We start from the raw sequence: 25,638 nt of genomic DNA, 5'->3' as shown, positions 1-25,638 counted from the left end.
AGTGTCCGACAGGGAACCGCCGCGCCGCCGCGTGCCCGGACCCGCCAGGCCCGCCCCCGACGCCCGACGGCGCCCCGCGGGCCCCGGTGCCCGCCCGGCCCGCCGCCCGACGCCCCGTCCCGCGGCAGCGCGTCCCGCGGGCCCCCGCGTCATCCGGCTCGGCAGCCCCCGGCCCCGGCTCCGCATGGTCAGCCTCGCCCTGACCCTCGTCCTCATCGCCTTCGCCGTACGGCTGCTCCAGGTCCAGGCCGTCGACGCGAGCACCTACGCCGCCAAGGCCGAGCAGAACCGGTACGTCGGCTACACCCTGGCCGCCGAGCGCGGCCAGATCACCGACCGCTCCGGTGTGGCCCTGGCGACCAGCGTGGACGCGTACGACATCACGGCCGACCCCACGCTCTTCAGCCGCAAGCAGCTCAAGATCGACGACGGGCCCGAGCAGGCCGCCGCCCTGCTCGCCCCGATCCTCGGCGAGGACCAGGCCGAGCTGACCGAGAAGCTGCGGACCAAGGGGCAGTACGTCAAGCTCGCCGGCCGGCAGACGCCACAGGTCTGGAAGCAGATCAAGGACCTCAAGAGCGCACTGGCCGTCAAGGCCGAGGACGACCCCGCCACCGTCAACGTCCTCGCCGGTGTCTTCGCGGTCGCCACCAGCAAGCGCGTGTACCCGAACAGCGACCTGGCCGCCGGGATACTGGGCTGGGTCAACGCCGACGGCAAGGGCGGCGGCGGGGTCGAGCAGAAGCTGAACACCCTGCTGTCCGGCAAGGACGGCAAGATCCGCTATGCCCAGTCCGGCGGCCGCCAGGTCCCGACCGCTGGGTCCACGGAGACCCCGGCGGTGCCCGGCAGCGACGTCGAGCTCACCATCGACCGCGACATCCAGTGGGCCGCGCAGGACGCCATCACCCAGCAGGTGAAGAAGTCCAAGGCGGACCGCGGGTACGTGATAGTGCAGGACACCCAGACCGGCGAGATCCTCGCCATGGCCAACTCGCCCGGCTTCGACCCGGGCGACCTGTCCCAGGCCGACCCCGGCACCCTGCACAACTGGGCCCTGGAGGACGCCTACGAGCCCGGCTCCACCGCCAAGGTCCTGTCGATGGCCGCCGTGCTGGAGGAGAACGTCGCGACGCCGCTGACGCATGTCGTCGTGCCCAACCGGCTGCACCGCGGCGACCGGCTCTTCAAGGACGACATCGACCACGAGACCTGGTACCTCACGCTCAACGGCGTGCTCGCCAAGTCCAGCAACATCGGCACCATCCTGGCGACCGGCCAGCTCGGCAAGACGCAGGCGCAGGCCAACAAGGTCCTCTACTCGTATCTGCGCAAGTTCGGTCTCGGCAGCTACAGCGGTCTCGGCTTCCCCGGCGAGACCAAGGGCATCCTCGCGGCGCCGCAGGACTGGTCGACCTCGCAGCAGTACACGATTCCTTTCGGCCAGGGCGTCTCCCTCACCGCGATGCAGGCCGCGTCCGTCTACTCGACGATCGCCAACGGCGGCGTACGTATCGAACCCACGCTCGTCCGCGGCACCCAGGGGCCCGACGGCCGCTTCACGCCCGCCGCCGAGCCCGAGAAGACCCGGGTGGTCAGCGAGAAGACGGCGAAGACCCTCGCCCGGATGCTGGAGTCGGTCGTGGACGACCGGGAGGGCACCGGCACCAAGGCGCGCATCCCCGGCTACCGGGTCGCGGGCAAGACGGGTACGGCCAACCGCGTGGATCCGGCCACCGGCAAGTACCACGGCTACACCTCCTCCTTCGCCGGTTTCGCGCCCGCCGACAAGCCCCGTGTCACCGTCTACTGCGCCATCCAGAACGCCACCAAGGGCAGCTACTTCGGCGGCCAGATCTGCGGACCCGTCTACAAGCAGGTCATGGAGTTCGCCCTGAAGACCCTCCAGGTCCCGCCCACCGGGGCCAAGCCCGCCAGCCTCCCCGTCACCTTCAAACCCTGACCTGCACCGCCCGGCACGGAACCACCCAGGAACCAGCTCGTGACAACGATCACTCCCGATCCCGGGAACCAGGGCGCGCCCCTGCCCTCACTTCGCTCCGAACGGGGTGTGCCCGGTACGCTCACCGCCGTGCCACACGCTGATCAGTCCCAAACCACCCAGAAGGGCCATCCCGTGACATATCCCGGGCCGCCCAGGCCGGTTCAGGTCTCCGCCACACCCCTCGCGGAGCTCGCCGATCAGCTGGGTGCCGAACGGCCGGGGACCTCGAGCACGGCGGAGGTCACGGGCATCACCCATGACTCGCGCGCCGTCCGCCCCGGCGACCTGTACGCCGCCCTCCCGGGCGCCCGTCTGCACGGCGCCGACTTCGTCACCCAGGCCGCCGGCCTCGGCGCGGTCGCCGTGCTGACCGACCCGACCGGGGCCGAGCGTGCCGCGGCAACGGGGCTCGCGGTGCTGGTCGTCGACGACCCGCGCGCGCGGATGGGCGAACTCGCGGCCACCATCTACGGCCGTCCGGGCCGCGATCTGCTCCAGATCGGCATCACCGGCACCTCCGGCAAGACCACCACCGCCTACCTGGTCGAGGGCGGTCTGAAGGCCGTCCGCAGCACCGGACTCATCGGCACCGTCGAGATGCGGATCGGCGACGAGCGCATCAAGTCCGAGCGCACCACCCCCGAAGCCACCGATCTCCAGGCCCTGTTCGCGGTCATGCGCGAGCGCGGAGTCGAGGCGGTCGCGATGGAGGTCTCCAGCCACGCGCTGGTCCTCGGCCGGGTCGACGGCTGTGTCTTCGACATCGGCGTCTTCACCAACCTCAGCCCGGAACACATGGAGTTCCACTCCGACATGGAGGACTACTTCCGGGCCAAGGCACAGCTCTTCACGCCCGAACGCAGCAGGCTCGGCGTGGTCAACGTCGACGACGAGTACGGCCGCAGGCTCGCGAACGAGGCCACGGTCCCGGTCGTCACCTTCTCCGCCGAGGGCCACCCCGACGCCGACTGGCGCGCCGAGGACGTCCAGATCGGCCCGATGGACTCGACGTTCACCGTGGTCGGTCCCAAGGGCGAGCGGATCGCCGCCAGGTCGCCGATCGCCGGGCCCTTCAACGTGGCCAACACCCTCGCCGCGATCACCGCCCTCGCCGCCGCGGGCCTCGACCCGCAGACCGCCGCCGACGGCATCGCCGCGGTGCCGGGCGTGCCGGGGCGCCTGGAGCGCGTGGACGCCGGTCAGCCCTACCTCGCGGTCGTGGACTACGCCCACAAGACGGACGCCGTCGAGTCCGTGCTCAAAGCGCTCCGCAAGGTCACCGAGGGCAAGCTGCACATCGTGCTCGGCTGCGGCGGGGACCGCGACACGACCAAGCGCGCACCGATGGGCGCCGCCGCGGCCCGGCTCGCCGACACCGCCGTACTGACCTCCGACAACCCCCGCTCGGAGGACCCGCTCGCGATCCTTGCAACCATGCTCCAGGGCGCGGCGTCCGTACCGGCACACGAACGCGGCGAGGTCCAGGTCTTCGAGGACCGGGCCGCCGCGATCGCCGCCGCCGTCTCCCGCGCACAGCCGGGTGACACCGTGCTGGTCGCCGGCAAGGGCCACGAGCAGGGCCAGGACATCGCCGGAGTGGTCCGTCCCTTCGACGACCGCCAGGTGCTTCGAGAAGCCATCCAGAAGACCCAGGGATGAACTTGTGATCGCCCTCTCTCTCGCCGAGATCGCCTCAGTCGTCGGCGGGCAGACCCACGACATACCGGATCCGTCCGTCCAGGTCACCGGATCCGTGGTCCGGGACTCCCGCGAGGTGGAGCCCGGCAGTCTCTTCGTCGCCTTCGTCGGCGAACGCGTCGACGGCCACGACTTCGCCGAACAGGTCGTCGCATCGGGCGCGGTCGCCGTACTGGCCTCGCGTCCCGTCGGCGTGCCCGCGATCGTCGTGGACGACGTCCAGACGGCCATCGGTGCCCTCGCCCGTCATGTCGTACGACGTCTCGGCGCGACCCTCGTCGCCCTGACCGGCTCGGCGGGCAAGACCAGCACCAAGGACCTGATCGCCCAGGTGCTCCAGCGCAAGGCGCCGACGGTGTGGACCCCCGGCTCCTTCAACAACGAGATCGGGCTGCCGCTGACCGCCCTCAGCGCCACCGACGAGACGAGGTTCCTCGTCCTGGAGATGGGCGCCCGCGGCATCGGCCACATCCGCTACCTCACGGATCTGACGCCTCCGAAGATCGGGCTCGTCCTCAACGTCGGCACCGCCCACATCGGCGAGTTCGGCGGCCGGGAGCAGATCGCGCAGGCCAAGGGAGAGATCGTCGAGGGTCTGCCGGAGGACGGCACGGCGGTTCTCAACGCCGACGATCCGCTCGTACGGGCCATGGCGTCCCGTACGAAGGCGAAGGTGATCCTTTTCGGAGAGTCCGACGAAGCGGACGTACGCGCCGAGAACGTGAGACTCACGGACACCGGACAGCCTTCCTTCAGGCTTCGCACACCCTCCGGTGCAAGCGACGTGACCATGCGCCTGTACGGTGAGCACCACGTGTCGAACGCGCTCGCAGCGGCCGCCGTCGCCCATGAGCTGGGCATGTCCGCGGAAGAGATCGCCACCGCGCTCTCCGAGGCGGGCTCCCTCTCCCGCTGGCGGATGGAGGTCACCGAGCGCCCGGACGGCGTGACCGTCGTCAACGACGCCTACAACGCCAACCCAGAGTCCATGCGGGCCGCCCTGCGCGCCCTGGCAGCCATGGGCCGGGGGCGGCGGACCTGGGCGGTGCTCGGCAAGATGGCCGAGCTCGGGGACGAGGCGCTCGCCGAGCACGACGCGGTCGGACGGCTCGCCGTCCGGCTCAACGTCAGCAAGCTCGTCGCGGTCGGGGGCAGGGAAGCGTCCTGGCTGCAACTGGGCGCATATAACGAGGGTTCGTGGGGTGAGGAGTCGGTGCACGTGTCCGACGCACAGGCGGCGATCGACCTGTTGCGCAGTCAGCTGCGCCCGGGAGACGTCGTACTCGTGAAGGCGTCCCGTTCGGTCGGCCTGGAGAGCGTCGCCACGGCGCTGCTCGGCGCCGAGGGTGAGGTTGCCGCCCGATGATGAAGCAGATCCTGTTCGCAGGAGTCATTGGTCTGTTCCTGACCCTGGTCGGCACTCCGCTGCTGATCAAGCTGCTCGCGCGCAAGGGGTACGGGCAGTACATCCGCGACGACGGCCCGCGTGAGCACGCCAGCAAGCGCGGGACGCCGACCATGGGCGGTATCGCCTTCATCTTCGCGACGGTGGCCGCCTACTTCCTGTCCAAGGTCATCACCGGCTACCCGCCGACCTATTCGGGTCTGCTGGTGCTCGGTCTGATGGTCGGCATGGGTCTGGTCGGCTTCCTCGACGACTACATCAAGATCGTCAAGCGGCGCTCGCTGGGTCTGCGGGCCAAGGCCAAGATGGCCGGTCAGCTGATCGTCGGCATCAGCTTCGCGGTGCTCGCGCTGATGTTCCCGGACGCCCGCAACAACACCCCGGCCTCCGACAAGCTGTCGTTCATCACGGACTTCGGCTGGAAGATCGGCCCGGTGCTGTTCGTGGTCTGGGCGCTGTTCATGATCCTCGCGATGTCGAACGGCGTGAACCTGACGGACGGTCTGGACGGCCTGGCCACCGGCGCCTCCGTGCTCGTCTTCGGTGCCTACACCTTCATCGGTGTCTGGCAGTTCCAGGAGTCCTGCGCCAACGCGGGCACCCTGACCAACCCGGGGGCCTGCTACGAGGTACGAGACCCCCTCGACCTCGCGGTCATCGCCTCGGCGCTGATGGGCGCCTGCCTCGGCTTCCTGTGGTGGAACACCTCGCCGGCGAAGATCTTCATGGGCGACACCGGTTCGCTCGCCCTCGGCGGTGTCCTCACGGGCCTGGCGATCTGCTCCCGCACCGAGCTCCTCGTGGCCATCATGGGCGGTCTGTTCGTCCTCATCACGATGTCGGTCGTCATCCAGGTCGGCTCGTTCAAGCTCACCGGCAAGCGCGTCTTCCGGATGGCACCGCTCCAGCACCACTTCGAACTCAAAGGCTGGTCCGAAGTCCTCGTCGTGGTCCGTTTCTGGATCATCCAGGGCATCTGTGTGATCGTCGGCCTGGGTCTCTTCTACGCGGGATGGGCAGCAGAAAAGTGACCTCCTCGGAGCCTCTCGACTGGCAGGGAAAGCACGTCACCGTCGCCGGACTCGGCGTCTCCGGCATCCCGGCGGCCAAGGTGCTGCACGCGCGTGGCGCGATCGTCACGGTCGTCAACGACGGCGACGACGCACGCGCGCGTGAGCAGGCCGCCGAACTGGAGGCGCTCGGCGTCACCGTCCGCCTCGGCGACGGCGCGACCCTGCCCGAGGGCACCGAACTCATCGTCACCGCACCCGGCTGGAAGCCCGACAAGCCTTTGTTCACGGCGGCCCGGGAAGCCGGGGTGGAGATCTGGGGCGACGTGGAGCTCGCCTGGCGGCTGCGGGGCCCCGACGCCGCCCCCTGGCTCGCGATCACGGGCACCAACGGCAAGACCACGACCACCCAGATGCTGGCGTCGATCCTGAAGGCGGCCGGTCTGCGCACCGCCGCCGTCGGCAACATCGGCGTCTCCCTGCTGGACGCGGTGCTCGGCGAGGAGCAGTACGACGTCCTCGCCGTGGAGTTGTCGAGCTACCAGCTCCACTGGGCGCCCTCCCTGCGCGCCCACTCCGCCGCCGTCCTGAACCTGGCGCCGGACCACCTCGACTGGCACGGCTCCATGGAGGCGTACGCCGCCGACAAGGGCCGCGTCTACGAGGGCAATCGCATCGCCTGTGTCTACAACGTGGCCGACAAGGCCACCGAGGACCTGGTGCGTGAGGCGGAGGTCGAGGAGGGCTGCCGGGCCATCGGCTTCACCCTCGGCGCCCCCGGTCCCTCCCAACTCGGCGTCGTGGACGGCATCCTGGTCGACCGCGCCTTCGTCGAGAACCGGCAGAAGAACGCCCAGGAGCTCGCCGAGATCTCCGACGTGAACCCGCCGGCCCCGCACAACATCGCCAACGCCCTTGCCGCGGCGGCCCTCGCCCGCGCCTTCGGGGTGCCCCCCAAGGCCGTACGGGACGGTCTGCGGGCCTTCACGCCGGACGCGCACCGCATCGCGCACGTGGCCGACGTGGACGGTGTCGCCTACGTCGACGACTCCAAGGCCACCAACACCCACGCGGCGGAAGCCTCGTTGGCGGCGTACGAGTCCATCGTGTGGATCGCGGGCGGGCTCGCCAAGGGCGCCTCCTTCGACGAGCTGGTCGCCAAGTCGGCAAAGCGACTTCGCGGTGCGGTTCTGATCGGCGCCGACCGGGCCCTGATCCGCGAAGCCCTCGCGCGACACGCGCCGGAAGTACCCGTGGTCGACCTCGACCGGACCGACACTGGGGCGATGCTCCAGGCGGTGACGGAGGCGAAGCGGCTGGCTCAGCCCGGCGACACGGTGCTGCTGGCCCCGGCCTGTGCCTCCATGGACATGTTCACCAACTACAACAAGCGCGGTGACGCGTTCGCGGAGGCGGTTCGCGAACTCGGCTCCTGACCGACGTAGCGGAGGCTCTGATGCCCAGCAGCCGTACCGGCCGACCGCCCGTGCAGCGGGCCGTCAGACGTCCCGCCGCTTCCCGGACAGCGCGCCAGAATCCCGTCCTACGGCTCTACACGCGCGCGCGTAAGGCCTGGGACCGGCCGCTGACGGCGTACTACCTGATCCTCGGCGGCAGTCTGCTGATCACCGTGCTCGGTCTGGTGATGGTCTACTCGGCCTCCCAGATCAAGGCGTTGCAGATGTCGCTGCCGGGTTCGTACTTCTTCCGCAAGCAGCTCCTCGCCGCCGTGATCGGCGCCGTACTGCTGCTCGTCGCCTCGCGGATGCCGGTGAAGCTGCACCGGGCGCTGGCCTACCCGATCCTCGCGGGTGCCGTGTTCCTCATGGCGCTGGTCCAGGTGCCGGGGATAGGGATGGCGGTCAACGGCAACCAGAACTGGATCGCGCTCGGCGGCTCCTTCCAGATCCAGCCCAGCGAGTTCGGCAAGCTCGCCCTGGTGCTGTGGGGCGCCGACCTGCTGGCCCGCAAGCAGGACAAGAAGCTGCTGACCCAGTGGAAGCACATGCTGGTGCCGCTCGTCCCGGTCGCCTTCATGCTGCTCGGGCTGATCATGCTCGGCGGCGACATGGGCACCGCGATCATCCTCACGGCGATCCTTTTCGGCCTTCTGTGGCTCGCGGGGGCACCGACGCGGCTGTTCGTCGGGGTCCTGTCGGTCGCCGCCGCGATCGGCATGATCCTCATCAAGACCAGCCCCAACCGGATGGCCCGGCTCCAGTGCATCGGCGCCACCGACCCGGGCCCGGGCGACGCCTGCTGGCAGGCCGTGCACGGAATCTACGCCCTCGCATCCGGCGGAATCTTCGGCTCCGGGCTCGGCGCCAGTGTGGAAAAATGGGGCCAACTCCCGGAAGCGCACACGGACTTCATCTTCGCCGTCACCGGTGAGGAGCTGGGCCTGGCGGGGACGCTGTCGGTGCTCGCCCTCTTCGCGGCTCTAGGCTATGCGGGTATCCGCGTGGCCGGCCGCACGGAGGACCCCTTCGTCAGGTATGCCGCGGGAGGCGTGACCACCTGGATCACCGCACAGGCGGTGATCAACATCGGTGCGGTGCTCGGCCTGCTGCCGATCGCCGGCGTCCCGCTCCCGCTGTTCTCCTACGGAGGATCCGCCCTGCTGCCGACCATGTTCGCCATCGGGCTGCTGATCGCCTTCGCACGTGACGAGCCCGCTGCACGGGCAGCGCTTTCGCTGCGGCAGCCCCGCTTTGGTAGAAAGCGGGGTGGCGGGGGACCCACGGGGCCTCGGAGATGGAACACGATGCGACGGCGTGCCTCGGCGCGTTCGTCCGGAGAGCGGTGAATTTCGGTGCATGTCGTACTCGCCGGTGGGGGGACCGCCGGCCACATCGAGCCAGCGCTCGCCCTCGCGGACGCCCTGCGCAGGCAGGACCCGACCGTGGGGATCACGGCCCTCGGCACGGAGCGCGGCCTGGAGACCACGCTCGTTCCCCAGCGGGGCTATGAGCTCGCGCTGATCCCGGCCGTGCCGCTGCCACGCAAGCCCACCCCTGAGCTGATCACCGTCCCGGGCCGGCTGCGCGGCACGATCAAGGCCGCCGAGCAGATCCTGGAGCGCACCAAGGCGGACGCGGTCGTCGGCTTCGGCGGATACGTGGCCCTGCCCGGCTATCTCGCCGCCAAGCGCCTCGGTGTGCCGATCATCATCCACGAGGCCAACGCCCGCCCCGGCCTCGCCAACAAGATCGGCTCGCGCTACGCCGCCCAGGTCGCCGTCTCCACCCCGGACAGCAAGCTCCGGGGCGCCCGCTACATCGGCATCCCGCTGCGCCGCACCATCGCCACCCTCGACCGGGCCGCCGCCCGCCCCGAGGCCCGCGCGATGTTCGGCCTGGACCCCAACCTGCCGACCCTCCTGGTCTCCGGCGGCTCCCAGGGCGCCCGCCGCCTCAACGAGGTCGTCCAGCAGGTCGCCCCCTGGCTCCAGCAGGCCGGCATCCAGGTCCTGCACGCGGTCGGCCCGAAGAACGAACTGCCGCAGGTGCACCAGATGCCGGGAATGCCCCCGTACATCCCGGTACCGTACGTGGACCGGATGGATCTCGCGTACGCCGCGGCCGACATGATGCTCTGCCGCGCGGGCGCGATGACCGTCGCCGAACTCTCCGCCGTCGGACTCCCGGCCGCCTATGTCCCGCTGCCCATCGGCAACGGCGAACAGCGGCTCAACGCCCAGCCGGTGGTCAAGGCCGGCGGCGGTCTGCTGGTCGACGACGCGGAGCTGACCCCCGAGTGGGTCCAGCAGAACGTCCTGCCCGTGCTCGCCGACCCGCACCGGCTCTACCAGATGTCCCGCGCCGCCGCCGAGTTCGGCCGCCGGGACGCCGACGACCTGCTCGTCGGCATGGTGTACGAGGCGATCGCCGCCAACCGTGCACACCACTAGGCACATGTGACGAAGGGCAGGCAGCGTGGCCGGAACGACGACCGCCGAGCGCGGTGAACGCCAGCAGGAGTCGTCCGGCCCGCCCCCTGTCCGACGGTTGAGGATGCCTCAGCCTCGTACGATCATCATTCTCGCCGTCGCGCTGGTCCTGTTGACCGCGGGCGGCGTCTGGGCGCTGTACGGCTCGCAGTGGCTGCGCGTGGAGCGGGTGTCGGCCTCCGGCACCGACGTTCTGACGCCCGGCCAGGTGCGCGAGGCGGCCGACGTACCGGTCGGATCGCCGCTGATTTCCGTCGACACCGATGCGATTGAGGCACGGTTGCTCCGGAAATTGCCCCGAATTGACTCGGTTGATGTGGTCCGCTCCTGGCCCCACGGAATCGACCTGAAAGTGGTTGAGCGCACTCCGGTTCTGATTGTCGAAAAGGGCGGAAAGTTTGTCGAAGTGGACGACGGTGGCGTCCGTTTTGCCACGGTTTCCCAGGCTCCGAAAGGCGTTCCCGTACTGGAATTGACGCTCTCCGAGTCGGGTTCCGCGGCCGCGAGCCTGCGCCGCTTCGGCGAGGACCGGCTCGTGCGCGAAGCCGTCCGGGTCGCCGGTGACATTCCGGCCGCCGTCGCGAAGAGCACCCGGACCGTCAAGGTGCGTTCGTACGACGACATCTCGCTGGAGTTGAGCGACGGCCGCACCGTCGCGTGGGGGAGTGGCGAGAAGGGTGCCGCCAAGGCCCGCACGCTCACCGCTCTGCTGAAAGCGGCGCCCGGTGCGCGGTACTTCGACGTCTCGGTTCCCACCGCCCCTGCGTCATCAGGGAGTTGACGTACATCCGCGCAGGCCAGCACCCTGGTTGGCTACCGCTACGGCTGATCACATAGGGTGAAAAGAAAAACGGGAGGTTCGGCGTGTTCGTTGAACGTGCGCCACTTGTCGACTTAGTGTCCTGTTCAGAAGACTCCAGGGAACAGACACACTGGTAACCCTAAACTTCAACGTTAGGGTTCGGGTCGGCGCTATGGACCGTCCCATTCGGCATCCGTCGCGTATCGCAGCACCCGCGAGACGACGACACGTAACTCGAGGCGAGAGGCCTTCGACGTGGCAGCACCGCAGAACTACCTCGCAGTCATCAAAGTCATCGGTGTCGGCGGCGGTGGTGTCAATGCCATCAACCGGATGATCGAGGTCGGTCTCAAGGGCGTCGAGTTCATCGCCATCAACACCGACGCTCAGGCGCTGTTGATGAGCGATGCCGACGTCAAGCTCGACGTCGGCCGTGAACTCACCCGCGGACTCGGCGCCGGAGCCAACCCGGCCGTCGGCCGCAAGGCCGCCGAGGACCACCGCGAGGAGATCGAGGAGGTCCTCAAGGGGGCCGACATGGTCTTCGTGACGGCCGGCGAGGGCGGCGGCACCGGCACCGGCGGCGCACCCGTCGTGGCCAACATCGCCCGCAACCTCGGCGCCCTCACCATCGGCGTGGTCACCCGCCCCTTCACCTTCGAAGGACGGCGCCGCGCCAACCAGGCCGAGGACGGCATCGCGGAACTCCGCGAAGAGGTCGACACCCTCATCGTCATCCCCAACGACCGGCTGCTGTCCATCTCGGACCGCCAGGTCTCGGTCCTCGACGCCTTCAAGTCGGCCGACCAGGTCCTGCTCTCCGGTGTCCAGGGCATCACCGACCTCATCACCACGCCGGGTCTGATCAACCTCGACTTCGCCGACGTCAAGTCGGTCATGTCCGAGGCCGGTTCGGCCCTCATGGGCATCGGCTCGGCCCGCGGCGACGACCGCGCTGTGGCCGCCGCCGAGATGGCGATCTCCTCGCCGCTCCTGGAGGCCTCCATCGACGGCGCCCGCGGCGTCCTGCTCTCCATCTCCGGTGGCTCGGACCTCGGCCTGTTCGAGATCAACGAGGCCGCCCAGCTGGTCTCCGAGGCCGCCCACCCCGAGGCCAACATCATCTTCGGCGCGGTCATCGACGACGCCCTCGGCGACGAGGTCCGGGTCACGGTCATCGCGGCCGGCTTCGACGGCGGCCAGCCGCCGGCCCGCCGGGACAACGTCCTCGGTTCGGCCTCGTCCTCGGCCCGCCGTGAGGAGCCCACTCCGGCACGGCAGACCGAGAGCCGTCCGTCCTTCGGCTCGCTCGGCAGTGTCACGCCGAAGGAGGACCCGGAGCCCGCGCCCGAGCCGGTGGCCGACCTTCCGGTCGCCCCGCCGGTGCCGCCGTCGCGGACCTACTCGGACAGCGCGGCCGAGGAGCTGGACGTGCCGGACTTCCTGAAGTGATAGGACAGCGCGACACCGTGAGCGGCGCGCACTTCGCCTTCACCGACAGGTGGGGCGGGGTGAGCGCCGTTCCGTACGAGGAGCTCAACCTCGGCGGGGCGGTCGGCGACGACGCCGACGCCGTCCGCGCGAATCGTGAACTGGCCGCCAAGTCGCTGGGGATCGACCCCGGCCGGGTGGTCTGGATGAACCAGGTGCACGGGGCGGAGGTGGCCGTGGTCTCCGAGGCGTGGGGCGACCGTCCGGTGCCGGAGGTCGACGCGGTCGTCACCGCCGAGCGCGGCCTCGCCCTCGCCGTCCTCACCGCCGACTGCACGCCCGTTCTGCTCGCCGACCCCGTCGCCGGAGTCGTGGGCGCGGCCCACGCGGGGCGGCCCGGCATGATCGCCGGGGTCGTCCCCGCCGCCGTACGGGCCATGACCGAACTCGGCGCCGAGCCCGCCCGGATCGTCGCCCGCACCGGACCCGCCGTCTGCGGCCGGTGCTACGAGGTGCCGGACGCGATGCGCGCCGACGTGAGCGCCGTCGAGCGGACGGCGTACGCCGAGACGAGCTGGGGCACACCCGCCGTGGACGTGACCGCCGGAGTGCACGCGCAGCTCGAACGGCTCGGGGTGCACGACCGGGAGCAGTCGCCGGTGTGCACGCGGGAATCGGGCGACCACTTCTCGTACCGACGCGATCGCACCACAGGGCGACTCGCGGGATATGTCTGGCTGGACTGAGAGAGCATGACGGACCGTAAGGGCGAACTCGCCGCAAACCTGGCGCGGGTGGAGGACCGTATCGCCGCCGCGTGCGCGGCCGCGGGTCGCAAGCGCGAGGAGGTGACCCTGATCGTGGTCACCAAGACCTACCCCGCGAGCGATGTGCGGATCCTGTCGGAACTCGGTGTCCGCGATGTCGCAGAGAACAAGGACCAGGACGCGGCGCCAAAGGCCGCCGAATGCTCGGATCTGTCCCTTAATTGGCATTTCGTCGGTCAGCTTCAGACCAACAAGGTGCGATCCGTGGTGGGTTACGCGGATCTCGTGCAGTCCGTCGATCGTTCGAAGCTGGTGACGGCCCTGTCCAAGGAAGCCGTGCGAGCCGAGCGTGAGGTGGGGTGTCTGATCCAGGTCGCGCTGGACGCGGGGGCGAGCGAGCGGGGGGAGCGGGGTGGCGTAGCGCCTGGCGGAATCGAAGAGTTGGCCGATCTCGTGGCAGAGGCTCCGGGTCTGCGGCTGGCGGGTCTGATGACCGTCGCACCGCTCACCGGTGTTTACGCGGGACGCGAACTCGCGGCGTTCGAGCGGATGATGGATTTGTCGACCGACCTGCGCCGAGCCCATCCGGCTGCGAACATGGTGTCGGCAGGGATGAGTGCGGATCTCGAGAAGGCCGTGGCGGCCGGAGCGACACATGTGCGCGTCGGTACGGCGGTACTCGGAGTCCGTGCGAGGCTCGGGTAACGTCGCCAGGAAGTCGGACCACAGCAGAAAATATGGTCATTACCGCTGATAGGCGGGTGTAACGACCACGTGGATCGCGGGCACTTGGCAGTTCGTCAGCCGATCCACCACAGAGCGGAGGACTCAGAGCATGGCCGGCGCGATGCGCAAGATGGCGGTCTACCTCGGCCTCGTGGAGGACGATGGTTACGACGGCCGCGGTTTCGACCCCGACGACGACTTCGAACCCGAACTGGACCCGGAGCCCGAGCGTGACCACCGGCGGCATGAGCCGGTGCACCAGGCGCACAGCGCACATCAGTCCCAAAGGGACGAAGAGGTGCGAATCGTACAGCCGTCGGTGTCGCGCGAACCGGTAGCCCGTTCCGCTTCGCTGGCCGCTGAATCCGGACGTCCCGCGCGGATCGCGCCCGTGGCGTCCATCACACAAGAACGTCAAAGCCTGGAGAAGAACGCACCGGTGATCATGCCCAAGGTCGTGTCGGAACGAGAGCCTTACCGGATCACCACGCTTCACCCACGGACCTACAACGAGGCCCGTACCATCGGGGAACACTTCCGTGAGGGCACCCCGGTGATCATGAATCTGACTGAGATGGATGACACAGACGCCAAGCGACTTGTCGACTTTGCGGCCGGTTTGGTGTTTGGTCTTCACGGCAGCATCGAGCGGGTGACGCAGAAGGTGTTCCTGTTGTCGCCTGCTAACGTCGATGTCACGGCGGAGGACAAGGCCCGTATCGCAGAGGGCGGGTTCTTCAATCAGAGCTGAGACAGCCGACCGGTAAGCAGTACGGAACAGGGGAGAGGGAAAGACAGGCCATGGGCGTGTTCGCGCAGGTGATCTACATCGCGCTGATGGTGTTCCTCATCGTGCTCATCTTCCGGTTGGTCATGGACTACGTCTTCCAGTTCGCCCGCTCGTGGCAACCTGGCAAGGCGATGGTGGTCGTTCTGGAGGCCACCTACACTGTCACCGATCCACCGCTGAAGCTTCTGCGGCGGTTCATCCCGCCGCTGCGTCTCGGGGGCGTGGCGCTCGACCTGTCCTTCTTCGTACTGATGATCATCGTCTACATCTTGATCTCTATCGTGGGCAATCTCGCGAGGTGACAGTGGACGATACGGTCTTGCCGACTGCCGATGACTACGTTGAGGTGAAGAGATGCCGTTGACCCCCGAGGACGTGCGGAACAAGCAGTTCACGACCGTCCGCCTCCGAGAAGGCTATGACGAGGACGAGGTCGATGCCTTCCTCGATGAGGTCGAAGCCGAACTGACGCGCCTGCTGCGCGAGAACGAGGACCTGCGCGCCAAACTGGCCGCGGCGACGCGTGCTGCTGCCCAGAACCAGCAGAACATGCGCAAGCCCCCGGAGGGCCCCGGCGGCCCCCAGGACCAGCAGGGTATGCCCCAGCAGGGCGGGATGCCGCAGCAGGGCATGCCGCAGCAGGGTGGAATGCCGCAGCAGGGCATGCGTGGGCCCGGCGGCCCCGTGCCGGCCGGCATATCGGGCCCGCCGCAGCAGCAGATGGGTGGCCCCATGGGCGGTCCGCCCCAGCTGCCGAGCGGTGCGCCGCAGCTGCCCGCCGGCCCCAGCGGCGGCCAGGGTGGCCCGCAGGGCCCCGGTATGGGTCAGGGTCCCGGTCCGATGGGCCAGGGTCCGATGGGTGGCCAGCCCCCCATGCAGCAGCAGATGGGCGGCCCCATGGGCGGTCCGATGGGTGGCCCGATGGGCGGTGGCCCCATGGGCGGCCCCGGTCAGGGTCCCGGTGGCGACAGCGCCGCCCGTGTCCTCTCGCTGGCCCAGCAGACCGCCGACCAGGCGATCGCCGAGGCCCGTTCCGAGGCCAACAAGATCGTCGGCGAGGCGCGTTCGCGTGCCGAGGGTCTCGAGCGTGACGCCCGTGCCAAGGCCGACGCCCTGGAGCGGGACGCGCAGGAGAAGCACCGCGTCGCGATGGGCTCCCTGGAGTCCGCCCGCGCCACGCTGGAGCGCAAGGTCGAGGATCTGCGCGGCTTCGAGCGCGAGTACCGCACGCGGCTGAAGTCCTACCTGGAGTCGCAGCTGCGTCAGCTGGAGACCCAGGCCGACGACTCGCTGGCCCCGCCGCGCACCCCCGCGGCCGCGTCGCTTCCGCCGTCCCCGGCGCCCTCCATGGCCCCGGCCGGCGCGAGCGCCCCGTCGTACGGCGGCAACCCCGGCGGCATGGGCGGTGGCCCGGCTCCGGCGGCGCCGTCCTACGGTGGCCAGCAGCAGATGTCGCCCGCGATGACCCAGCCGATGGCTCCGGTCCGCCCGCAGGGCCCCGGCCCGATGGGTCAGGCTCCGTCGCCGATGCGCGGGTTCCTCATCGACGAGGACGACAACTGACGAGTTGTAGTACGCCTTAGGCGTCGGCAGCGTTCAAAGGGGCGAGCCCTGGACTCCGGTCCGGGGCTCGCCCCTTTTACGCGTGTTGATCGCCGTGGTGACGAGGGAAGCAGAAGGGCCCGGCCCCCCGCGTGGGGAGGCCGGGCCCTCGGTCGGCTCGCGGTTACGCCTTGCGCAGGCGGAACGTCAGCGACAGACCCTCGTCGGTGAAGGCGTCGCCGTATGTGGCGTCCGCCTCACCCTGGTTGAAGTCGGTCGCCAGAACCTCGTCGGCGATCAGGCCCGCGTGCTCGGTCAGGGCCGCGATCACCGCCGGGTCCGTGGAGGTCCAGCGCAGCGCGATGCGGTCGGCCACGTCGAGGCCGCTGTTCTTGCGGGCCTCCTGGATCAGCCGGATCGCGTCACGGGCGAGGCCCGCCTGCCGCAGCTCCTCGGTGATCTCCAGGTCGAGAGCGACCGTCGCACCCGAGTCGGACGCCACCGACCAGCCCTCGCGCGGGGTCTCTGTGATGATCACCTCATCCGGGGCCAGGGTGATCGTCTCGCCGTCGACCTCGACCGACGCCGTGCCCTCGCGCAGGGCGAGGGACAGGGCGGCCGCGTCGGCGTTCGCCACGGCCTTCGCCACGTCCTGGACGCGCTTGCCGAAACGCTTGCCCAGGGCGCGGAAGTTGGCCTTGGCGGTGGTGTCCACCAGACTGCCGCCGACCTCGCTCAGCGACGCCAGGGACTCGACGTTCAGCTCCTCCGTGATCTGCGCGTGCAGTTCACCGTCGAGGGCGTCGAAGCCGGTCGCGGCGATGAGCGCCCGGGACAGCGGCTGACGGGTCTTCACACCCGACTCCGCGCGCGTGGCCCGGCCCAGCTCCACGAGCCGGCGTACCAGGACCATCTGCCGGGACAGCTCCGGGTCGATGGCGCCGAGGTCCGCCTCGGGCCAGGACGCCAGGTGCACCGACTCCGGGGCGCCCGGGGAGACCGGAACCACCAGGTCCTGCCAGACCCGCTCGGTGATGAACGGGGTCAGCGGGGCCATCAGCTTCGTCACCGTCTCGACGACCTCGTGCAGCGTGCGCAGCGCGGCCTTGTCGCCCTGCCAGAAGCGGCGACGGGAGCGGCGGACGTACCAGTTGGACAGGTCGTCGACGAACGCGGACAGGAGCTTTCCGGCGCGCTGGGTGTCGTACGCCTCCAGAGCCTGCGTCACCTGGTCGGTGAGCGCGTGGAGTTCGGACAGCAGCCAGCGGTCCAGGACCGGGCGGTCGGCCGGGGCCGGGTCGGCCGCGGACGGCGCCCAGTTCGACGTACGCGCGTACAGGGCCTGGAAGGCGACCGTGTTCCAGTACGTCAGGAGCGTCTTGCGGACGACCTCCTGGATCGTGCCGTGGCCCACGCGGCGGGCCGCCCACGGGGAGCCGCCGGCCGCCATGAACCAGCGGACCGCGTCGGCGCCGTGCTGGTCCATGAGCGGGATGGGCTGGAGGATGTTGCCGAGGTGCTTGGACATCTTGCGGCCGTCCTCGGCGAGGATGTGGCCGAGGCACACGACGTTCTCGTACGAGGACTTGTCGAAGACCAGGGTGCCGACGGCCATGAGGGTGTAGAACCAGCCGCGCGTCTGGTCGATGGCCTCGGAGATGAACTGCGCCGGGTACCGGCTCTCGAACAGCTCCTTGTTCTTGTACGGGTAGCCCCACTGCGCGAACGGCATCGAACCCGAGTCGTACCAGGCGTCGATGACCTCCGGCACGCGCGTGGCCGTCTTCGCGCACTGCGGGCAGTCGAAGGTGACGTCGTCGATGAACGGGCGGTGCGGGTCCAGGCCCGACTGGTCCGTGCCGGTCAGCTCGGTGAGCTCCGTGCGGGAGCCGACCACGGTCAGGTGGTCGTCCTCGCAGCGCCAGATCGGCAGCGGGGTGCCCCAGTAGCGGTTGCGGGACAGCGCCCAGTCGATGTTGTTGTTCAGCCAGTCGCCGTACCGGCCGTGCTTGACCGTGTCCGGGAACCAGTTGGTGTTCTCGTTCTCCTGGAGGAGGCGGTCCTTGATGGCCGTGGTGCGGATGTACCAGGACGGCTGCGCGTAGTAGAGGAGCGCGGTGTGGCAGCGCCAGCAGTGCGGGTAGCTGTGCTCGTACGGGATGTGCTTGAAGAGGAGGCCGCGCTGCTGGAGGTCCTCGGTGAGCCGTTCGTCCGCCTTCTTGAAGAAGACGCCGCCGACCAGGGGGACGTCCTCCTCGAAGGTGCCGTCGGGGCGGACGGGGTTCACCACGGGCAGGCCGTACGCGCGGCAGACCTTGAGGTCGTCCTCACCGAAGGCGGGGGACTGGTGGACCAGGCCCGTACCGTCCTCGGTCGTGACGTATTCGGCGTTGACGACGAAATGTGCCGGTTCCGGGAACTCCACGAGCTCGAACGGACGTTGATAGGTCCAGCGCTCCATCTCGGCGCCGGTGAAGGACTGGCCGGTGGTCTCCCAGCCCTCGCCGAGCGACTTGGCGACGAGCGGCTCGGCGACGACCAGCTTCTCCCGGCCGTCGGTCGCCACGACGTAGGTGACGTCGGGGTGGGCGGCGACCGCGGTGTTGGAGACCAGCGTCCAGGGCGTGGTCGTCCACACCAGGAGCGCGGCCTCACCGGCGAGCGGACCGGAGGTGAGCGGGAAACGGACGTACACGGACGGGTCGACGACCGTCTCGTAGCCCTGCGCCAGCTCGTGGTCGGACAGGCCGGTGCCGCAGCGGGGGCACCAGGGGGCGACGCGGTGGTCCTGGACCAGCAGGCCCTTGTTGAAGATCTCCTTGAGCGACCACCAGACCGACTCGATGTACTCGGGGTCCATCGTGACGTAGGCGTCGTCGAGGTCGACCCAGTAACCCATGCGGGTCGTCAGCTCGGAGAAGGCGTCGGTGTGGCGCAGCACGGAGTCGCGGCACCTGGCGTTGAACTCCGCGATGCCGTACGCCTCGATGTCCTGCTTGCCGGAGAAGCCGAGCTCCTTCTCCACCGCGAGCTCCACCGGGAGGCCGTGGCAGTCCCAGCCGGCCTTGCGGGCCACGTGGTAGCCGCGCATGGTGCGGAAGCGGGGGAAGACGTCCTTGAAGACGCGCGCCTCGATGTGGTGGGCGCCGGGCATGCCGTTGGCGGTGGGCGGGCCCTCGTAGAACACCCACTCGGGGCGTCCCTCGGACTGCTCCAGGCTCTTGGCGAAGATCTTCTGCTCGCGCCAGAACTCGAGCACGGCGTGCTCAAGGGCGGGCAGGTCGACCTGGGCGGGCACCTGGCGGTACGTAGGCGATGTCATCAGCGAGCTTCCTCCGGCGGACTTGCTGCCTTCCGTCCGGAGGGACGAGAGCTGTCTTGTGTACGCCGGTCTCGGCGCGCTCCCGCGGTACCACCCTCCTTGGCTCCCCGGTGCGCCTTCCACACCGATGAGCCCCCTCATTGGGGTCGCGATGCCGGGTCTACCACCCCCTGCGGGGCTTCTTCCGGCGGCTCCGGGGTGATCTTCACGTCGCGCTCGCCCCCGGGCTTCCACCGTCCCCGGGTCGCTCTGGGCTGCGTACGCCGCTACTCGTCCCCATCCATGCTGTTCGCTCCGCCCAGTGTACGGCGCCGCACGGACAGCGGCCGACCGGTTTTCCGGGCCCGGGGGACGCGGGCGTCGGACGGCGGGGAGTGACCCGAATGGAGCGGTACGCGTGTTCGGATTCTGGGACGCACGGCACGGCGGATTACCCGGCGGGGAGCTGGGCACAACGCATGCAGGTTCGGCGCGCCCCATGCGCGAGCCGGGCGAATCGGGCGGTGCGCCCCGTTGCCGCGGGACTCAAGTCGATTTATCGTCCCAGCACGATTCGCGTGCAAGATCACAATATGTGAAGGGGCCGCGGCCATGGTGGCGAAGAAGACCGCCGTACAGCAGTCGGCGTCGGGCAGTTCGGGGACTGCCAAGGCCTCCGGGGGTGCGGCCAAGGACGTGGGTGGGAAGAAGAGCGCACAGGGAGACGGTGAGGGGCGTGCCGCCAAGGCCGGCAAGGCCGTGAAGACGGTGGGCGGCGCCGCGAGGAAGGCGGCGGCCAAGAGCCCCGCGAAGAAGACCGCGGCCAAGAAGGCCACGGCGTCCAAGGCGGCTCCCGCGCGGAAGGCCGTCGAGGAGGACGGGCCCGAAAGACCGGCGGCCAAGAAGGCCGCCGCGAAGAAGACGGCGGCCAAGAAGGCGGCGGCGAAGAAAACGGCGACGAAGGCGGCGGCGACGAAGACGGCAGCCAAGAAGACCGCTGCCGCGAACAGCACCTCCACGAAGAGCGCGGCCGGCAAGAGCACGGCCAAGAAGGCGGGCGCGGCGCAGGCCGCGAAGCAGACGGGAGCCACGACGGTGGTTGCGAAGAAGACTCCTGGCACGGCCACGGCGGCGAAGACCGCCGTCCCCAAGGCACGCCTCGCCGCGGCGGCGGAGCCGGGCGAGCTCGCGGTCCGCCCCGGCGAGGACCCCTGGACGCCGGAGGAGGTCCAGGAGGCGCGTGCCGAGCTCCAGTCCGAGGCGCTGCGGCTGAGCTCCGAGATCACGTCCTCCGAGGAGTCCCTCCAGGGCCTGATGCGGGACTCCGGGGACGGCGCGGGCGACGACCAGGCCGACACCGGCACCAAGAACATCACGCGCGAGCACGAGATGGCCCTCGCGGCCAACGCGCGCGAGATGCTCATCCAGACCCAGCGCGCCCTGGACCGCCTCGACGCGGGCACCTACGGCCTCTGCGAGAACTGCGGCAACGCCATCGGCAAGGCGCGTATGCAGGCCTTCCCGCGGGCCACGCTCTGTGTGGAGTGCAAGCAGAAGCAGGAACGCCGGTACTGAGGGTGCGGTGGGGCGTGCCGTACCCTCGTCCTCAGTCAGGTACCTAGGTCGAGGGACTCACGTGGCAGAGGCGGAGCGCATCATCGGTACGCCGGACTCCCCAGAGGGGGCGGAGACCGAGCCGGAGCAGTCATCCGGTGCGGACGGACAGGGGAGCGCCGGGGCGCCGTCCAGGGGGAAGCGGCGGATCGCCGTGCTGTTCGCGGTCGCCACGTTCGCCTACGTCCTCGACCTGGTCAGCAAGATGATCGTGGTCGCCAAGCTGGAGCACCACGCACCGATCGAGATCATCGGGGACTGGCTGAAGTTCGAGGCGATCCGCAACGCGGGCGCGGCCTTCGGCTTCGGCGAGGCCTTCACCGTGATCTTCACGGTGATCGCGGCCGCCGTGATCGTGGTGATCGCCCGGCTCGCCCGCAAGCTCTACAGCCTGCCCTGGGCGATCGCGCTGGGCCTGCTCCTTGGCGGTGCGCTCGGCAACCTCACCGACCGGATCTTCCGCTCGCCGGGCGTCTTCGAGGGCGCGGTCGTGGACTTCATCGCGCCCAAGCACTTCGCGGTGTTCAACCTGGCCGACTCGGCGATCGTGTGCGGCGGCATCCTGATCGTGCTGCTGTCCTTCAAGGGCCTCGACCCGGACGGGACCGTCCACAAGGACTGAGCACGCGTTCGGGACTGTCCGACCCGTCCGGCATACTCGACGGGTGAGCACAGTTCCCGAGATCCGTACCCTGCCCGTGCCCGACGGCCTGGAGGGCGAGCGCGTCGACGCCGCCATCTCCCGGATGTTCGGCTTCTCCCGCACCAAGGCGGCCGAGCTGGCCGCGGCAGGCAAGGTCCAGGTCGACGGGAGCGTGGTCGGGAAGTCCGAGCGGGTGCACGGCGGCGCCTGGCTGGAAGTGGAGATGCCACAGGCGCCCGCGCCCGTGCAGATCGTCGCCGAGCCCGTCGAGGGCATGGAGATCGTGCACGACGACGATGACGTGGTCGTGATCGTCAAGCCCGTCGGCGTCGCCGCGCACCCCTCGCCGGGCTGGACCGGGCCGACCGTCATCGGCGGTCTCGCCGCGGCCGGCTACCGGATCTCGACCTCCGGCGCCGCCGAGCGCCAGGGCATCGTGCACCGCCTCGACGTGGGCACCTCCGGCCTCATGGTGGTCGCCAAGTCGGAGCGGGCGTACACCTCGCTCAAGCGCCAGTTCAAGGAGCGCACGGTCGACAAGCGCTACCACACGCTCGTGCAGGGCCACCCGGACCCGACGAGCGGCACCATCGACGCGCCCATCGGCCGCCACCCCCAGCACGACTACAAGTGGGCGGTCACGGCCGAGGGCAAGCCGTCGGTCACCCACTACGACCTCATCGAGGCGTTCCGCGCGGCCTCCCTGCTCGACGTGAAGCTGGAGACCGGCCGCACCCACCAGATCCGCGTCCACATGGCCGCCCACCGCCACCCCTGCGTCGGTGACCTGACCTACGGCGCCGACCCGACCCTCGCCAAGCGGCTGCACCTGACCCGCCAGTGGCTGCACGCCGTCCGCCTCGGCTTCGAGCACCCCGGGGACGGCCAGTGGGTCGAGTTCGGGAGCGACTACCCGGCCGACCTCCAGAAGGCCCTGGACCAGGTCCGCGAGGAGACGTACGGATGAGCCTGCCGTCGTACGCGGTCCGGGTCGCCGATGACCCCGCCGACCGTGAGCTGTGCTTCGCGGTGCGCAAGGAGGTCTTCGTCGCCGAGCAGGGGGTGCCGGAGGACCTGGAGTACGACGCGTACGACGCCGGCGCCCTGCATGTGCTGGCCGTGCGGGAGGACGGGGTGCCGCTGGGCACCGGACGGCTGCTGCACGGCTCCGAGGCCGCGGACAAGACCGGCGGCGACCTGACGCTGGGGTCGCTCGGGCGGCTCGCCGTCACCCAGGACGCGCGCGGACTGGGGGTCGGTGTCGCGCTCGTGCGGGCCATCGAGGACGCGGCACGCGCGCTGGGGCTGGCGGCGGTGGATCTGCACGCGCAGACGCACGCGCTGGGGTTCTACGAGCGGCTGGGGTACGAGGCGTACGGGCCGGAGTACCTGGAGGCGGGGATAGCGCACCGCGGGATGCGACGCGTTCTGTAGCGAGAGGCGCGCCCTGTGACACAGGGTGCCGACAACGCTGGTGGGAACCCTGGCGTGGCACGCTTGAGGTCTGTCGTCCGAACGTCCAGAACTCACCGGAGTACTGACCGTGGATCAGTTGGCCCTGCTGTTCGTGCTGTTGCTCGGGGCCGTGGTGAGCGTCCCGGTCGGGGACCGGGTCGGGCTGCCGGCGCCGGTGCTGATGACCCTGCTGGGGATAGTCCTCGCACTGCTCGACTTCGTGCCCAACGTCGAGATCTCGCCGGAGCTGATCCTGCCGCTCCTGCTGCCGCCGCTGCTCTACGCCGCCGTACGGCGGACGTCCTGGCGGCAGTTCGCGGCCAACATCAGACCGATCTTCCTGCTCGCCGTCGCGCTGGTGTTCGTCACCACCCTGTGTGTGGCCGTCGTCGCCAACGCGATCGTGCCGGGGCTGCCGATCGCCGCCGCCGTGGCCCTGGGGGCGCTGGTCGCACCGCCCGACCCGGTCGCGGCGACCGCCGTCGCCGGGCAGCTCGGGCTGCCGCGCCGGCTGGTGTCGATCCTGGAGGGCGAGGGGCTCTTCAACGACGTGACGGCGATCGTGCTGTACCACGTGGCGATCGCCGCCGCCGTCAGCGGCACGTTCTCGCCCTGGCGGGCCGGCCTCGACCTGGTGCTGTCCGCCGTGGTCGCCGTCGTCGTCGGCCTGGCCCTCGGCTGGGGCGCCAACAAGCTCATGGACCTGCTCGACGACGCGACCCTCCAGATCGGCCTCACCCTCCTCGTGCCGTACGCCTCCTACGTCATGGCCGAGGAGCTGCACGGCTCCGGGGTGCTCGCTGTGCTCACCACCGCGCTCTTCCTCGCCGAGTACGCCACCGACGCCGACGACGTGCTCACGCGGCTCGCCGGGCACACGTTCTGGGACATCGTCGACACGCTGGTCACCGGCGTGGCCTTCGGGCTGATCGGGCTCGAACTGCACAACGCCATCCGGACCGCGTCCGGGCGGTGGGGCGAGATGCTCGGCTGGGCGGCCGCGATCGTGGGGGTCGTCGTCCTCGTACGGCTGCTGTGGCTGCTGCCCGCGACCTGGGTCGCCAAGCGGCTGCACGCGAAGCAGGACTACGACGAGGAGATCCCGATGACCTGGCGGGAGACCGTCGTCATGTGGTGGTCCGGGATGCGCGGGGTGGCGTCCGTGGCGCTGGCCCTGGCGATCCCGCTGAAGACCGACGACGGGTCCGCCTTTCCCGACCGGGACGAGATCGTCTTCATCGCGTTCGGGGTGATCATGGCGACGCTCGTGCTCCAGGGGCTGACCCTGCCCTGGCTCGTGAGGAAGCTCGGTGTGAAGGCCGACACCGAGCGGGAGAAGGAGTTCGAGAAGACGCTGGCGATCCGGGCGGCCAAGGCGGCCAAGCGCAGGCTCAAGGAGATCGAGGAGGTCGAGGAGCTGCCGGAGGAGCTGTCCGAGCAGATGCTGCGGCGGGCCTTCGACATCGGGGTGCGGATCAGCCCGGACATGGGGGACGAGGAGCGCAGGGAGGCGCACGTGCAGCGGGCGCGGCGGCTCAAGCGGATCCGGCGGATCCAGGGCGAGATGATGAGCGCCGCGCGGCACGAGGTGCTGGCCGCGCGCAGTGAACCGGGGGCCGATCCCGAGGTCGTGGACCGGGTGCTGAGACACCTCGACGTGCGCAGCCTGCGGTGATCTGTCCGCCGTATGGCAGTCGTGTGAAGGGCGACGACTGTGCGGGCGGTCCTTCCTAGGGTGGGGGGCATGTCTCGCAACATCGTGATCAGTGGTGGCGGTACGGGGATCGGGCTCGCGGCGGCGCGGGCCTTCGCGGCGGACGGGGACCGGGTGCTGCTGCTCGGCCGGCGGGCCGAGGTGCTGGAGAAGGCTGGGGTGCCGGGGGCGCTGACGTACGCGGCCGATCTCAGCGACACGGCTCAGGTGCGGGGGGTCGCCGAGTTCGTCGCCCGCGAGCTGGGGGCCGTGGATGTGCTGGTCCACAGTGCGGGCGGGACCGGGCAGCTCGAACCGCCCGCCTCCGGTGACGATCCGCTGGACGCCGTCGCCCACAACTGGACCGTCAACTTCCGGCTCAATCTGCTGACCGCCGCGCTGCTCACCGAGGCCCTGAAGGACCGGCTCGCCGAGCCCGGCGGGCGGGTGCTGTTCGTCAGCTCCATCGCCGCCTACCGGGGGTCCGGCAGCGGGGCGTACGCGGCGGCGAAGGCCGGGCTGCATCCGTACGCCCACGACCTGGCCCGGGAGCTCGGGCCGCGCGGGATCACCGTGAACGTCGTCGCACCGGGCTACATCGAGGACACCGAGTTCTTCGGCCCGGCCATCGACCCCGCCCGGCGTGCCCGGCTCATCGCCGACACCGCCGACGGGCGCGCCGGGACGCCCGGGGACGTCGCCGGCACGCTGCACTGGCTGGCCTCCCCGGGCGCCGGGCACGTCACCTCGCAGATCGTTCAGGTCAACGGGGGTGCCGAGCGCGGGCGGTGACCACGGCGGTGAGTG

At 70.1% G+C, this 25,638-nt stretch carries 21 protein-coding genes; 20 read left to right on the top strand and 1 reads right to left on the bottom strand.

Annotated features, from left to right (window positions below; genetic code table 11):
* Position 1: 1 nt before the first annotated feature.
* The 14 genes from ACFY0U_RS17495 (at position 2) to ACFY0U_RS17430 (ending at position 16,146) form a co-directional block, all read left to right on the top strand.
* The gene (locus ACFY0U_RS17495) at positions 2-1,963 is read left to right on the top strand and encodes a peptidoglycan D,D-transpeptidase FtsI family protein (protein WP_388636121.1); all 1,962 of its coding nucleotides are present in this window, start codon (positions 2-4) and stop codon (positions 1,961-1,963) included.
* Between the two features lie 174 nt (positions 1,964-2,137).
* On the top strand, positions 2,138-3,664 hold the full coding sequence (locus ACFY0U_RS17490) for a UDP-N-acetylmuramoyl-L-alanyl-D-glutamate--2,6-diaminopimelate ligase (RefSeq protein WP_388636119.1): 1,527 nt from the start codon (positions 2,138-2,140) through the stop codon (positions 3,662-3,664).
* A gap of 4 nt (positions 3,665-3,668) precedes the next feature.
* Positions 3,669-5,069 carry a UDP-N-acetylmuramoyl-tripeptide--D-alanyl-D-alanine ligase gene (gene murF / locus ACFY0U_RS17485; protein ID WP_388636117.1) on the top strand — a complete coding sequence of 467 codons (1,401 nt, stop codon included), beginning with the start codon at positions 3,669-3,671 and terminating at the stop codon, positions 5,067-5,069.
* A complete protein-coding gene (gene mraY, locus ACFY0U_RS17480) occupies positions 5,066-6,139 on the top strand; it encodes a phospho-N-acetylmuramoyl-pentapeptide-transferase (RefSeq protein ID WP_266828289.1) in 1,074 nt (357 codons plus the stop codon). Before murF ends, mraY begins: the two co-directional genes overlap by 4 nt.
* Positions 6,121-7,554, top strand: a complete 1,434-nt coding sequence (gene murD, locus ACFY0U_RS17475) for a UDP-N-acetylmuramoyl-L-alanine--D-glutamate ligase (RefSeq protein ID WP_388636114.1) — start codon at positions 6,121-6,123, stop codon at positions 7,552-7,554. The genes mraY and murD overlap by 19 nt, the downstream gene beginning before the upstream one ends.
* Positions 7,555-7,574: 20 nt before the next feature.
* A complete protein-coding gene (gene ftsW / locus ACFY0U_RS17470; RefSeq protein ID WP_388636112.1) occupies positions 7,575-8,924 on the top strand; it encodes a putative lipid II flippase FtsW in 1,350 nt (449 codons plus the stop codon).
* A 6-nt stretch (positions 8,925-8,930) separates the two neighbouring features.
* A complete protein-coding gene (gene murG, locus ACFY0U_RS17465) occupies positions 8,931-10,028 on the top strand; it encodes an undecaprenyldiphospho-muramoylpentapeptide beta-N-acetylglucosaminyltransferase (RefSeq protein ID WP_388636110.1) in 1,098 nt (365 codons plus the stop codon).
* Between the two features lie 25 nt (positions 10,029-10,053).
* Positions 10,054-10,848, top strand: a complete 795-nt coding sequence (locus ACFY0U_RS17460; RefSeq protein ID WP_388636108.1) for a cell division protein FtsQ/DivIB — start codon at positions 10,054-10,056, stop codon at positions 10,846-10,848.
* A gap of 276 nt (positions 10,849-11,124) precedes the next feature.
* Positions 11,125-12,321, top strand: coding sequence for a cell division protein FtsZ (gene ftsZ, locus ACFY0U_RS17455; protein WP_388636106.1), 1,197 nt, complete (start codon positions 11,125-11,127; stop codon positions 12,319-12,321).
* Positions 12,318-13,046, top strand: a complete 729-nt coding sequence (gene pgeF, locus ACFY0U_RS17450) for a peptidoglycan editing factor PgeF (protein WP_388636104.1) — start codon at positions 12,318-12,320, stop codon at positions 13,044-13,046. The genes ftsZ and pgeF overlap by 4 nt, the downstream gene beginning before the upstream one ends.
* A 6-nt stretch (positions 13,047-13,052) precedes the next feature.
* Positions 13,053-13,772, top strand: coding sequence for a YggS family pyridoxal phosphate-dependent enzyme (locus ACFY0U_RS17445; protein ID WP_388636102.1), 720 nt, complete (start codon positions 13,053-13,055; stop codon positions 13,770-13,772).
* 130 nt (positions 13,773-13,902) lie between these two features.
* A complete protein-coding gene (locus ACFY0U_RS17440) occupies positions 13,903-14,544 on the top strand; it encodes a cell division protein SepF (protein WP_171145273.1) in 642 nt (213 codons plus the stop codon).
* Between the two features lie 50 nt (positions 14,545-14,594).
* A complete protein-coding gene (locus ACFY0U_RS17435; RefSeq protein WP_037937545.1) occupies positions 14,595-14,885 on the top strand; it encodes a YggT family protein in 291 nt (96 codons plus the stop codon).
* 52 nt (positions 14,886-14,937) lie between these two features.
* Complete coding sequence (locus ACFY0U_RS17430; RefSeq protein ID WP_388636100.1) at positions 14,938-16,146, top strand: DivIVA domain-containing protein; 1,209 nt, start codon at positions 14,938-14,940, stop codon at positions 16,144-16,146.
* A 163-nt stretch (positions 16,147-16,309) separates the two neighbouring features.
* On the opposite strand, the gene ileS is transcribed toward ACFY0U_RS17430, so the two are convergent.
* Positions 16,310-19,447: an isoleucine--tRNA ligase gene (gene ileS, locus ACFY0U_RS17425; RefSeq protein ID WP_388636098.1), complete on the bottom strand. Its 3,138-nt coding sequence runs from the start codon at positions 19,445-19,447 to the stop codon at positions 16,310-16,312.
* Positions 19,448-20,038: 591 nt separating this feature from the next.
* Here ileS and ACFY0U_RS17420 point away from each other — a divergent pair.
* The 6 genes from ACFY0U_RS17420 to ACFY0U_RS17395 all read left to right on the top strand — a co-directional run bounded on the left by ACFY0U_RS17420 (position 20,039) and on the right by ACFY0U_RS17395 (position 25,623).
* Entirely contained in the window at positions 20,039-21,001 is a 963-nt protein-coding gene (locus ACFY0U_RS17420; RefSeq protein WP_388636096.1) for a TraR/DksA family transcriptional regulator, read from the top strand.
* Between the two features lie 61 nt (positions 21,002-21,062).
* The gene (lspA, locus tag ACFY0U_RS17415; protein ID WP_388636094.1) at positions 21,063-21,662 is read left to right on the top strand and encodes a signal peptidase II; all 600 of its coding nucleotides are present in this window, start codon (positions 21,063-21,065) and stop codon (positions 21,660-21,662) included.
* 43 nt (positions 21,663-21,705) lie between these two features.
* On the top strand, positions 21,706-22,650 hold the full coding sequence (locus tag ACFY0U_RS17410; protein WP_388636092.1) for an RluA family pseudouridine synthase: 945 nt from the start codon (positions 21,706-21,708) through the stop codon (positions 22,648-22,650).
* The gene (locus ACFY0U_RS17405; protein ID WP_388636090.1) at positions 22,647-23,117 is read left to right on the top strand and encodes a GNAT family N-acetyltransferase; all 471 of its coding nucleotides are present in this window, start codon (positions 22,647-22,649) and stop codon (positions 23,115-23,117) included. The genes ACFY0U_RS17410 and ACFY0U_RS17405 overlap by 4 nt, the downstream gene beginning before the upstream one ends.
* 109 nt (positions 23,118-23,226) lie before the next feature.
* Positions 23,227-24,813, top strand: a complete 1,587-nt coding sequence (locus ACFY0U_RS17400; RefSeq protein ID WP_388636088.1) for a Na+/H+ antiporter — start codon at positions 23,227-23,229, stop codon at positions 24,811-24,813.
* Positions 24,814-24,882: 69 nt separating this feature from the next.
* Positions 24,883-25,623, top strand: a complete 741-nt coding sequence (locus ACFY0U_RS17395; protein WP_388636086.1) for an SDR family NAD(P)-dependent oxidoreductase — start codon at positions 24,883-24,885, stop codon at positions 25,621-25,623.
* Positions 25,624-25,638 lie beyond the last annotated feature (15 nt).

The organism is Streptomyces sp. NPDC001536, from assembly GCF_042894505.1.
Lineage (GTDB): Bacteria > Actinomycetota > Actinomycetes > Streptomycetales > Streptomycetaceae > Streptomyces.
The sequence above is the reverse complement of the archived record's forward strand: the minus strand, read 5'-3'. Positions and strand labels throughout refer to the sequence as shown.